This is a genomic window from Pseudomonas sp. Irchel s3h17, assembly GCF_900187505.1.
Taxonomy (GTDB): Bacteria; Pseudomonadota; Gammaproteobacteria; order Pseudomonadales; family Pseudomonadaceae; genus Aquipseudomonas.
The window spans coordinates 120238-131627 of sequence record NZ_FYDL01000010.1; the positions used below are offsets into that span (position 1 = coordinate 120238).

An 11390-nucleotide genomic window follows, 5' to 3' on the forward strand; every position below is an offset into this window, starting at 1 on the left:
ATAGGGGTGGCCTAATCCTCTTCAATGCAACGCTGGACCCGGATTGCGCCAAATATGGCGTTTTCGATGCCCAGCAGAGCTGGAAGTGGAGTTACAGGAAGCGCCGTAGCATACATGACCGTGCTCGGCCTAGGGAAACTTGATTGTGCAGCGCCGCCCACGCGTGGGGCCGTTGGTCGCGGCGCACGGTCGGTTTGCCCAGTGAGGCTAAGCTCTAGTTGGGGAGTGAGTCTTATCTTCAATGAGGTGAGGGATGGTTGAGTCGCAAACAAAAGTCACAAAACCCGAGTTGTATGAAAAGCTGATAGATCGTCTGGGGGTGGCCCTGGATGCGGCAAAAACAGCTGGGCGGTTGCGCGATGAGCGCCCTCTGGAACTTGAACTTCGCGGGTTGAGCCGCGCAGAGTTCGAACTGATCAAGGCTTATCTGGACCGTAGTGAACGCGAGGCGCATGGCGTCTTGTCAGAAGCGGTGAAGCACAACGATGCCCCTCGTTCGGCCAAAGTCATATGGTTGAAAGACAAGGTGCCTGGCAGTGACGCGGTAAAGGTCCGGTCCCTGCGAGTCAAGTAAGTGTACAGGCGCGTGTTTGTCGCCCCATGCGGGCACATGAAGTCACCGGTGATGGCTTTTTGATGAAAAAGCCAGCCACCTTAGTTGTCGCTTTGCTTCAACCCACTTAGGCTTCGGGCATCTTTCGGAGATGCTCGATGCCTTTTCGCTATTTCGTCAAACAACTACTCTTGCCGCCCGGCATTCTCTTGCTGTTGCTCCTGCTTGCCTGGTGGTTGCGCCGATCAAGGCCGCGCCTGGCAGGGCTGTGTTTCGCCCTCGGGCTGGGCGGGTTCTGGTTGATGAGCTTGCCGGTGGTCGTACAGTGGGGCGCCAGGATCCTTGAGCGCGAACCGCCCCTGGCCCGCAGCGAATGGGCGACCCTGGCCGAGCGTGCCGATGTGATTGTGGTGTTGGGCGCAGGGCGCGAGCGGGGTGATCGGGCCTGGGGCAGTGATCAGCCCACCGGGGTGGTCCTGGAGCGTGAGCGTTATGCCGCGCGGCTGGCCAAGGCCTCGGGGCTGCCAGTGTTGACCAGTGGCGGACTGCATTACGGCACTCCGCCCACCGAAGCCAAGCTCATGGCCGATTCGCTGCAGGATGATTTTGGGGTGACGGTTCGCTGGCAGGAGGGCCGCAGCCGCACGACCTGGGAGAACGCACAGTTCACCGCCGAGCTGCTGCAACCCTTGGGCTTGAGGCGGGTGGTGCTGGTGACGCAGGCCTGGCACATGCCACGCAGTGTCTGGAGCTTCGAGGCGGCGGGATTGACGGTGGTGCCGGCGCCCGTGGGCTTTATGGGTGCCGACAACGGTGAGCCCTTTGGCGGCTGGCTACCGACGGTCAAGTCGGTCTGGCGCTCGGGGCAGTTGGTGAACGAGGCAGTAGGGCAGATGGGTTATACGGTGTTTTACCGATAGTTGAGTCGACACTGTTCCTGTGGCGAGGGAGCTTGCTCCCGCTCGGGTGCGCAGCAGCCGTCACAGGACTGCTGCGGTGTGCCTGATAAATCCGATTTGCTGGATTGGGACCGCTTTGCAGTCCAGCGGGAGCAAGCTCCCTCGCCACAACGGCTCATTCGCCAGCAAGGCCGGGTATAGCGCTTACACCGTCTTGGCGATCCGGCTTGCCAGCAGTGCCCAGCCAAACAGCAGCGTGCAGACAATGATCAGCGGCCATGAGCGCCATTGCAGGTAAGGCGTCAGGTTGTGCATCGGCACCACTTCACCATAGAGAATGCCGCGCTCGAATTGCGGAATCTGCACGGTGATCTTGCCGAACGGGTCAATCAGCCCGGTCACGCCGTTGTTGGTGGAGCGAATCATCCAGCGGCCGGCCTCCAGTGCCCGCATCTGCGCCATTTGCAGGTGTTGCAGGGGGCCAATGGAGGTGCCGAACCAGGTGTCGTTGCTGATGGTCAGCAGCAGATCGCTGCGCGCCGACAGGCTGGCGGCAAATTCCGGATACACCACCTCGTAGCAGATGAACGGTGCAATCTGGTAACCCTTGGCTTGCAGCATCGGCTGATCGGCCGGGCCGCGGGCGAAGTCCGACATCGGCAGGTCGAAGAAGGCGATCAGCCCGCGCAGCACTTCCTGCAGTGGTACGTATTCGCCGAACGGCACCAGTTTTTGCTTGAGGTAGGTGCCTTCACCTTCACCGACCACGGTAATGCCGTTGTAGAAGCGTTTCTCTTGATGCACTTGCTGGCGGATCGGCACGCCGGTGATCAGGGCCGAGTTTCGATCGGCGGCGAAGTTGCCCATCATGTTCAGGTAGCCCTCGGCGGACTCCTTGAGCACAGGCACCGCGGTTTCCGGCCAGATCAGCAGGTCGACGCGCTTGGAGCTCAGGCTCATGTCACGGTACAGCGCCAGCTGCGAGTTGAGCTGCGCCGGGTCCCATTTCATGCTTTGTTCGATATTGCCCTGAATCGCCGCAACGCTCAGCGGATCGCCCGACGGGCTGGTCCAGGCATGCCCCTTGAGCGACAGTCCAACGACCCACGGCGCGGCCAGTAACAGCAGGCCCGCGACGATAAAACCGGTGCGGCCGGCCTTGATCAGGCGCGGCAGGTTGTACAGCAGCGCGGCGCTGAGGGCGATACCGAAGGAGATCAGCCAGATGCCACCCAGCGGTGCCAGGCCGGTCAGCGGGCCGTCGAGTTGACTGTAGCCGGAATAGAGCCAGGGGAAGCCGGTGAGGAACCAGCCCCGGAACGCTTCCTGGCCTACCCACAACGCAGCGAAGGCCAGGGCGTCGGCCAGCGGTGCTTCGTTGCGGCGCAGCCAGCGTGCCCAGACCCAGGCGGGCAGGGCGAAGAACCAGGCAATCGCCGCGGTGAACGCCAGCATCAGCAGGCCGGCCAGCAGCATGGAAGCGCCGCCGAAGTGGTGGATGCTGTAGTAGATCCAGCTGGTGCCAGCGCCAAACAGACCAAAACCGAAGCACCAGCCGCGGCCCAGGGCCTGGCGGGGTGTCAGTTCACGCAAGCCTGCGTAGAAGAACCCGACCGCCAGCAACGCCAGCGGCCAGATATCGAATGGCGCCAGCGCCAGGGTGGTGATTGCACCGGCCGCCACGGCCAGCAGGTTACCGGGCCAGCCGGGGCGGGTCATACGATGCATTTCAGTCCTTAGAATTACCGGGCGATAGGTGTCAGGCGCAGCAAGTGGATACGACGGCTATCGGCATTGAGGATGCGAAAGCGATAAGCGCCGATTTCAGTGATTTCATTGCGTTTTGGCAAGTGCCCGAACGCGCTCATCACCAGGCCACCGACGGTGTCGAACTCGTCGTCGGAAAACTCACTGTCGAAGAACTCGTTGAAGTTCTCGATCGGGGTCAGGGCCTTGATCAGGAAGTCACCGCTGGGCAGCGGCTTGATGTAGCTGTCCTCTTCGACGTCGTGCTCGTCCTCGATGTCGCCGACGATCTGTTCCAGCACGTCTTCAATGGTCACCAGGCCCGCCACTCCGCCGTATTCGTCGATGACGATGGCCATGTGGTTATGGTTGGCGCGGAATTCGCGCAGCAGCACGTTCAGGCGCTTGGACTCGGGCACGAAGGTGGCTGGACGCAACAGGTCCTTGATGTTGAAGTTGTCGCCGTTCTCCTTGAGGATCAACGGCAGCAAGTCCTTGGCCAGCAGCACGCCCATCACGTCGTCGTGGCTTTCGCCAATCACCGGGTAGCGGGAGTGGGCCGAGTCGAGCACGGCGGGCAGGAACTCGCGGGGTGTCTGGGTCGCCTTGATGCTGATCATCTGCGAGCGCGGGACCATGATGTCCCGTACTTGCAGGTCAGCCACCTGGATGGCGCCTTCGACGATGGCCAGCGCTTCGCTGTCCAGCAACTTGTTCTGGTGGGCATCGCGCAGGAGTTCAAGCAGCTCCTGACGGTTTTTCGGCTCATGGGCAAAAGCTTGGGTGAGTTTACCCAGCCAGGACTTTTGCCCGTTGCTCGATCGATCTTCGCTCATAGCGATTACTCTGAATCCTTTGTTGTAACGATAGGGGGTGTTTCGGTTTCGTCGTCCGCATAAGGGTCCGGATGACCCAGTTCTGCAAGCAACGTTCGTTCCAGCGCTTCCATTTCTTCGGCTTCGTCATCATCTATATGGTCGTAACCCAATAGATGCAAGCAGCCATGAATCACCAGATGTGCCCAGTGGGCCTTCAATGCCTTGCCTTGCTCGGTCGCTTCGCGCTCGACCACGGCCACGCAGATCACCAGGTCGCCCAGTAACGGGATGTCGAGGAACTCGTCAGGCACATCGGCCGGGAACGACAGGACGTTGGTGGCGTAATCTTTTTGACGCCAGGTGTGATTGAGTTCACGCCCTTCCGCTTCGTCGACCAGGCGAATGGTCATTTCCGAGTCGGCGCTGCGTTGGCGCAGGGCCAGCTCGCACCATTGGCGGAATTCGGCTTCGCTTGGGGCAGGCGCCTGGGTCGCCCGTTGCAGGTCAAGCTCAAGCATCGCGGTGGCTGTCCTTCGGGTTTTGTGCAGCGGCATGGTTTTCATAGCGCTCATAGGCTTCGACGATGCGCTGGACCAGCGGATGACGCACGACGTCTTTGGGCTTGAAGTGAGTAAAGCTGATACCTGGCACGTCCTTCAGTACTTCGGTCACATGGATGAGTCCGGACTTGGTGCCTTTGGGCAGGTCGATCTGGGTGACGTCACCGGTAATGACCGCCGTCGAACCAAAGCCGATCCGGGTCAGGAACATTTTCATCTGCTCGACGGTGGTGTTCTGGCTTTCGTCGAGGATGATGAAGCTGTTGTTCAGCGTGCGGCCGCGCATGTAGGCCAGCGGCGCGACTTCGATCACCTGGCGTTCGATCAGTTTGGCCACCAGTTCGAAACCGAGCATTTCGTACAGCGCGTCATAGAGCGGGCGCAGGTACGGGTCGATCTTCTGCGACAGGTCGCCAGGCAGGAAGCCGAGTTTCTCGCCAGCCTCGACCGCCGGGCGTACCAGCAGGATGCGGCGGATCTGCTCGCGCTCCAGCGCATCGACTGCACAGGCTACGGCCAGGTACGTCTTGCCGGTACCGGCCGGGCCGATGCCGAAGTTGATGTCGTTGGCCAGGACTTCCTTCACGTAGCGCTGCTGGTTCAAGCCGCGAGGGCGAATCATGCCCTTCTTGGTGCGCAGCGCGACGGCGGGTTCGGCGGGCGAGTGATTGTTCAGCTCTTCCACGGCCGACTCCTGCAGGAACAGGTGGACCATGTCCGGCGACAGCTCGCTACCCTTGGTTTCACGGTAGAGCCGGCGCAACAGGTGTTCCGCGGAGGTGGTGTGTTTGAGCTCGCCGATCAGTTCGAACTGATTGCCGCGATTGCGGATCACGATCGCCAGGCGCTGCTCGATCAAGCGCAGATGCTCGTCGAATTGCCCGCACAGATTGGCAAAGCGATGAGCCTCAAAGGGCTCGAGTATGAAGCGATGGGGTTCTATGGGTGCGTTCAAAGTTGTTTTTAGCCGCCCTTGGGCAATGAAGATGAAATCAAGGATAACGCCAGAGGGCTGGGTGCGAAAGCTCTTATACGGAGCAATGTAGCCGGCGATGATTCTGTAGGAGCGAGCGTGCTCGCGAAGGACTCGAGAGCACCACGCTCATTCAGGATGCAAGCGTCATCGTTGACGATCATCGCGAGCACGCTCGCTCCTACAGCAGTGAACCGCGCAGCGAGTGCGGCTGTGCGGCGTCGATGTGCACGTCCGCGAACTGGCCGATCAGGGTTGGAGTATCGCAGCGGAAGTTGACGATACGATTATTCTCGGTGCGACCTTGCAGTTCGCCGGGGTCTTTTTTCGAGTAATCGGTCACCAGGATTCGCTGGACCGAGCCGACCATTTGTCGGCTGATCTCGAAGCCTTGCTGGTTCAGGCGATGCTGCAGGGCATTCAAGCGCTCTTTTTTCAGCTCTTCCGGCGTTTCGTCGGCCAGATCGGCGGCCGGAGTGCCCGGGCGCTGACTGTAGACAAAGGAATAGGAGAAGTCGAAACCGACGTCTTCGATCAGCTTCATGGTTTGCTCGAAGTCTTTTTCGGTCTCGCCGGGGAAACCGACGATGAAGTCCGAGCTGATGCAGATGCCGGGTACGGCGGCCCGCAGCTTGCGCAGTTTGGACTTGTACTCGAGCGCGGTATGGTTGCGTTTCATGGCGCTGAGAATCCGGTCCGAGCCCGATTGCACTGGCAAATGCAGGTGCTTGACCAGCTCGGGGACGTCGGCGTGGGCCTGGATCAGGCTGTCGGAGAACTCCAGCGGGTGCGAGGTGGTGTAGCGAATGCGGTCGATCCCCTCGACGGCGGCGACTACCCGGATCAGTTCGGCCAGGTCGGCCAGGCGGCCATCGTGAGTGGTGCCGCGATAGCCATTGACGTTCTGCCCCAGCAGGGTGACCTCGCGCACGCCATGCTCGGCCAGGTGGATGATCTCGGCGATCACGTCGTCGAACGGCCGGCTGACTTCCTCGCCCCGGGTGTACGGCACCACGCAGAAGGTGCAGTACTTGCTGCAACCTTCCATCACCGATACGTAGGCGCTTGGGCCATCGATGCGCGGTTCGGGCAGGTGGTCGAACTTTTCGATTTCCGGGAACGAGACGTCGACTTGCGGCAATTTGGTGATGCGCGCGGCGTCGATCATTTCCGGCAGGCGGTGCAGGGTCTGCGGGCCAAAGACCACATCGACGTAGGGCGCGCGGTCGCGAATGGCCGCCCCTTCCTGGCTGGCCACGCAACCGCCGACCGCAATCACCATGTCCGGGTTGGCGAGCTTCAGTTCGCGCCAGCGCCCCAATTGGGAGTAGACCCGGTCCTGGGCACGCTCGCGGATCGAGCAGGTGTTGAGCAGAATCACGTCCGCATCTTCAGCGCGAGCTGTCACTTCCAAGGCCTGATGTTCGCCCAGCAGATCGACCATGCGCGAGCTGTCGTACTCGTTCATCTGGCAACCGTGGGTTTCGATGTAAAGCTTCTTGGCCATGGAGGGAGTCATCACGTGATTCAAAGAACCGCGCATTATAGGGAACAAGTCCCCAGGTTCCTACCATCGTGCGTCCAGCGGCTATGCTATAGTTCGCGCCCTCATTTTTATCCCTCGATGTGTTACCCGCCCACCATGACCAAACGTGAAGCTCCAATCTACAAGGTGATTTTCCTCAACCAGGGCCAGGTGTTCGAAATGTACGCCAAGCAGATCTATCAAAGTGATCTGTGGGGCTTCCTGGAAGTGGAAGAGTTCGTCTTTGGCGAGCGCACGCAAGTGGTCGTCGATCCGAGCGAGGAAAAGCTCAAGGCTCAGTTCGAAGGCGTGGTGCGCAGTTTTGTACCGATGCATTCGATTGTGCGCATCGATGAAGTCGAGCGCCTGGGTACCCCGAAAATCAGCGAAGCCCGTGGCTCGGTTGGCAATGTCATGCCGTTTCCGATGCCGATGCCTGAGAAGTAAACAGGTTGCCCCTGTGGCAAGGGAGCTTGCTCCCGCTCGGCCGGTCCGCGTTCGGGCGAAGCAGTCGTAACGCCCAGGAGTGCGGTCTGCCAGATCGACAGTGATTGCAGGGTTCAGGGCCGCTTCGCGCCCCAGCGGGAGCAAGCTCCCTCGCCACGTAGGTCCGCCAGTCGTTCAGCAGTATTCAGGGCAGTGGCGCGAAAGGCGTGCGCCCGTCCGCGCTTTGCAGTTCCATCAGGTATTTACGGAAAATCTGCCCCAGCACCTGGGTGGCCACTTCCAGTTCATCGCGCTGCATGTGTTCGGCGACTTCGTCGGCGGTGTCCAGCGCATCTTCCGCACCGTTGACCGCTGCCATTTTCAGCACGATGTACGCCTGGATGTTATTGGCCGGCACACCTTCGCCCCGGAAGAACATGGTGCCAAGTTTGAATTGCGCCTGGGCATGGCCTTGCAGCGAGGCCTTTTCGAAGTAGCTCAGGGCTTGATTGAGGTCGCGCGGCGCGCTTTTGCCTTCGTAGTAGAACTCGCCCAACTCGTATTGCGCTTCCGCATCCCCGGCATCCGACGCTTTCTGGCAGGCATCGAGTGCCTCCTTCAGGTCTTCAGGCTGGGTATTGAGGGTGCAACGACCCATTGCCGGGATCAACAACGAGTTGCCGCCTGCTTGTGCGTGCGCGAGCAGGGGCTGAAGGAGCAACAGGCAGCCCAATGCAAGGGTGCGGCCGGTGCGGTTCATGGGAATCGACTTACCTCTGGAGGGCGCGTGGACCCGTCGAGGGATCCAATAAGCGCGCATTATGAAATAAGCAGGACCATCCTTACAAAGTCTTTACTCGTTTTTCTGCCGCGTGGGGACTATATCTACCGCATTTAAGGGTAATTGAGCCTGTCAGGTCAGAAAATAAATAGAAATGTAGGGTAACGCTGACGTCGACAACGGTTGTCGACGTCAGCGCATCCCTTATTTCAGGGCGGCGAATGCGCGCTCTGCGGCGTCCAGCGTCAGTTTCAGTTCGGCTTCGCCGTGGGCGATCGAGGTGAAACCGGCTTCGAAGGCACTTGGTGCCAGGTACACGCCGCCTTCGAGCATCAGGTGGAAGAAGCGCTTGAACAGGTTGGCATCGCTGGCCATCACGTCATCGAAGGTCACGATGTCATCGGCGCCACTGAAGTACAGGCCAAACATGCCGCCGGCCTGGGTGGTCACGAACGGAATGCCCGCCGCATCGGCACGCTGTTGCAGCCCGTCGAGCAGGCGGCTGGTGTAGTCGCTGAGTTCGTCGTGGAAGCCGGGGCGGCTGATCAGGCGCAGGGTAGTCAGGCCGGCGGCCATGGCCAGCGGGTTACCCGACAGGGTGCCGGCCTGGTAGACCGGGCCCAGAGGTGCGATGTGCGCCATGATTTCGCGCTTGCCGCCGAAGCAGCCAACCGGCATGCCGCCGCCGATGATCTTGCCGAAGGTGCTCAGGTCCGGTGTCACGCCGTAATGCGCCTGGGCGCCGCCGAGTGCCACGCGGAAACCGGTCATCACTTCGTCGAAAATCAGTACCACGCCGTGCTTGTCGCACAGGCTGCGCAGGCCTTCGAGGAAACCTGGTGCCGGCGGTACGCAGTTCATGTTGCCGGCGACCGGCTCGACGATGATGCACGCGACTTCCTGGCCGACGTCGGCAAGCATTTGTTCAACCGCATCGATGTCGTTGAACGGCAGTGTCAGGGTGTGTTTGGCAAAGGCGGCGGGTACACCGGCGGAGCTTGGCACACCTTGGGTCAGCAGGCCGGAACCGGCCTTGACCAGCAGGCTGTCGGAGTGGCCGTGGTAGCAGCCTTCGAATTTGATGATGCTGTCGCGACCGGTAAAGCCGCGAGCCAGACGAATGGCGCTCATGGTGGCTTCGGTGCCAGAGCTGACCATGCGCACCATTTCCATCGACGGCACGATCGAGCAGACCAGGTCGGCCATCTCGGTTTCCATCGCGGTAGGGGCGCCGTAGGACAGGCCGTGTACCAACTGCTTGCGCACGGCGTCCAGTACGTCCGGGTGGCTGTGGCCGAGAATCATCGGGCCCCAGGAGCCGACGTAGTCGACATAGCGCTTGTCGTCTTCGTCCGTCACATAGGCGCCTTCGGCGTGCTTGAAGAACAGCGGCGTGCCGCCGACGCTCTTGAATGCACGAACGGGCGAGTTCACGCCGCCGGGAATGTGTTTCTGGGCATTGGCAAACAGGGTTTCGGAACGAGACATGATTGGGCTCTCAAAAATCGGTAGTTGAATACTTAAAACAAATCGTTGAAGGCGCGCGCGCGGCGCGTCACTTCCCGGGTGCTTTCGGCTCCGAACAGGCCGTGCACCACCGCCAGCAGATCAACCCCATGGGCCACCAGCGGGGCGGCGTTGTCCAGGGTGATGCCGCCGATCGCGCAGATCGGCAGGTGCAGCGTGCTGCGGGCCTGGTCGAGCAGATCGAGGTTGCAGGTCGGCGCGCCGGGTTTGGTGCTGGAGTTGAAGAAGCGGCCGAAGGCGACATAGCTGGCGCCTTCGGTTGCCGCTTGCTCGGCGAGCTCGAGCTGCGCGTGGCAGGTCGAACCGATGATTGCCTCGCGGCCCAGCAGCGAGCGGGCCGGGGTCAGCGGGCCGTCGGTTTGCCCCAGGTGTACGCCAACGCCCAGGCGCGCGGCCAGTTCGGCGTCATCGTTGATGATCAGTTGGGTCTTGTAGCGCCCGCACAGGTCATGCAGGGCTTGCGCCTCGCGCAGTCGACGGGCGTCGTCGCTGCTCTTGTCGCGGTACTGCAGCAGGGTGACGCCGCCATCCAGCGCGGCCTCCACGTACTGAAGAAATTTCCCGGCCAGTAACTGGCTGTCGGTAATGGCGTACAGGCCACGTAGTTTCATCGGGCAGGCCTCATGACGTTACGAGCAGAAGTCCAGCGGCAGGCGGCGCGGCACGAACTGGCCTTTGCCCAGTTGCTCGGCGTCACGCAAGGTGCGCCAGGTGTAGTCGAGTGCCGATTTGACCGCGCTCGCCAGGTGTTCGCCTTGCGCCAGGCGACCGGCCAGGGTGCTGGCCAATGTGCAGCCGGAGCCGTGATAGCTGCCCGGCAGGCGTTGGCAGGTAAAGGTTTCACGGCGCCCGTCGCGGCTGTACAGGCGATTATGCACTTCGTGTTCGTCGCCATGGCCACCGGTGATCAGCAGGTGTTTGACGTAAGGCAGGAGCTTTTCCGCGCATTCGTCGGCCGTGCCTTCAGGCAGTTCGGCAAGGATGCGCGCTTCAGGAAGGTTGGGGGTGGCGATGATCGCCAATGGCAGCAGGCGCTCGCGCATGGCGTAGCCGACTTCGTCCTTGCCCAGGCGGCCACCGCCACCGGCGCGCAGCACCGGGTCGCAAACCACTGGCAGGTGCGGGTGCGCCTGGAGCAGTTCGACCACGGTGTCGACCATTTCCAGTGAGCCGAGCATGCCCAGCTTGACCGCCGCCACCTGCGAGTCGTTGAGCACGGCGTTGGCTTGTGCCAACACCCACTCACGGTCGAGGACGCGAAAATCACTGACATTGACGGTGTCTTGCACGGTCAGGGCAGTGACGGCCGGGGCCGCATGACAACCCTGTGCGAGCAGGGCTTCGATATCTGCCTGCAAGCCGGCGCCACCACTTGGGTCGTGGCCGGAGAGACAGAGGACAACGGGGCGAGAGCTGTAGATATTCATGGTGCGCGAGCTTACCACCAAACCTGTTTTTTCGGTGTGTCGTGCCGCGTAATGCGCTCGCCACGGGTATCCAATGGTCGTAATGGCGCTTTGATGTCTTGGTCTGAGGCGCCTGTCTAGATGGGTTATGTGCTCTGTAATGCCCGTTCTAGAGC

Annotated in this window: 12 protein-coding genes; 3 read left to right on the forward strand and 9 right to left on the reverse strand. The window is 61.2% G+C overall.

The features are described 5' to 3' along the window. Positions 1 to 253: 253 nt before the first annotated feature. Positions 254 to 574, forward strand: a complete 321-nt coding sequence (locus CKW25_RS16270; RefSeq protein ID WP_095080615.1) for a hypothetical protein — start codon at positions 254 to 256, stop codon at positions 572 to 574. 137 nt (positions 575 to 711) lie between these two features. Beyond that, on the forward strand, positions 712 to 1473 hold the full coding sequence (locus CKW25_RS16275) for a YdcF family protein (RefSeq protein ID WP_095080617.1): 762 nt from the start codon (positions 712 to 714) through the stop codon (positions 1471 to 1473). Positions 1474 to 1656: 183 nt separating this feature from the next. Here the strand turns inward: CKW25_RS16275 and lnt are convergent, their stop codons facing one another. From lnt to miaB, 5 genes are all read right to left on the reverse strand, one after another. After that, positions 1657 to 3180: an apolipoprotein N-acyltransferase gene (gene lnt / locus CKW25_RS16280; protein WP_095080618.1), complete on the reverse strand. Its 1524-nt coding sequence runs from the start codon at positions 3178 to 3180 to the stop codon at positions 1657 to 1659. A 14-nt stretch (positions 3181 to 3194) separates the two neighbouring features. Next, entirely contained in the window at positions 3195 to 4034 is an 840-nt protein-coding gene (locus CKW25_RS16285) for an HlyC/CorC family transporter (RefSeq protein WP_095080620.1), read from the reverse strand. A gap of 5 nt (positions 4035 to 4039) precedes the next feature. Continuing rightward, on the reverse strand, positions 4040 to 4534 hold the full coding sequence (gene ybeY, locus CKW25_RS16290; protein WP_095080622.1) for an rRNA maturation RNase YbeY: 495 nt from the start codon (positions 4532 to 4534) through the stop codon (positions 4040 to 4042). After that, on the reverse strand, positions 4527 to 5531 hold the full coding sequence (locus CKW25_RS16295; RefSeq protein WP_095080623.1) for a PhoH family protein: 1005 nt from the start codon (positions 5529 to 5531) through the stop codon (positions 4527 to 4529). Before CKW25_RS16295 ends, ybeY begins: the two co-directional genes overlap by 8 nt. A 199-nt stretch (positions 5532 to 5730) precedes the next feature. Further along, complete coding sequence (gene miaB, locus CKW25_RS16305; RefSeq protein ID WP_172736537.1) at positions 5731 to 7056, reverse strand: tRNA (N6-isopentenyl adenosine(37)-C2)-methylthiotransferase MiaB; 1326 nt, start codon at positions 7054 to 7056, stop codon at positions 5731 to 5733. A 135-nt stretch (positions 7057 to 7191) separates the two neighbouring features. On the opposite strand from miaB, the gene CKW25_RS16310 reads away from it, so the two are divergent. Beyond that, complete coding sequence (locus tag CKW25_RS16310; RefSeq protein ID WP_095080627.1) at positions 7192 to 7521, forward strand: DUF1820 family protein; 330 nt, start codon at positions 7192 to 7194, stop codon at positions 7519 to 7521. A gap of 184 nt (positions 7522 to 7705) precedes the next feature. Here CKW25_RS16310 and CKW25_RS16315 read toward each other — a convergent pair whose 3' ends face one another. From CKW25_RS16315 to CKW25_RS16330, 4 genes are all read right to left on the reverse strand, one after another. Next, positions 7706 to 8260, reverse strand: a complete 555-nt coding sequence (locus tag CKW25_RS16315; protein ID WP_095080628.1) for a tetratricopeptide repeat protein — start codon at positions 8258 to 8260, stop codon at positions 7706 to 7708. A gap of 225 nt (positions 8261 to 8485) precedes the next feature. Beyond that, on the reverse strand, positions 8486 to 9769 hold the full coding sequence (gene hemL / locus CKW25_RS16320) for a glutamate-1-semialdehyde 2,1-aminomutase (RefSeq protein WP_095080630.1): 1284 nt from the start codon (positions 9767 to 9769) through the stop codon (positions 8486 to 8488). A 32-nt stretch (positions 9770 to 9801) separates the two neighbouring features. Then, the gene (gene thiE / locus CKW25_RS16325) at positions 9802 to 10419 is read right to left on the reverse strand and encodes a thiamine phosphate synthase (protein ID WP_095080632.1); all 618 of its coding nucleotides are present in this window, start codon (positions 10417 to 10419) and stop codon (positions 9802 to 9804) included. A gap of 18 nt (positions 10420 to 10437) precedes the next feature. Next, a complete protein-coding gene (locus CKW25_RS16330) occupies positions 10438 to 11235 on the reverse strand; it encodes a hydroxymethylpyrimidine/phosphomethylpyrimidine kinase (RefSeq protein ID WP_095080634.1) in 798 nt (265 codons plus the stop codon). Positions 11236 to 11390: the final 155 nt, after the last annotated feature.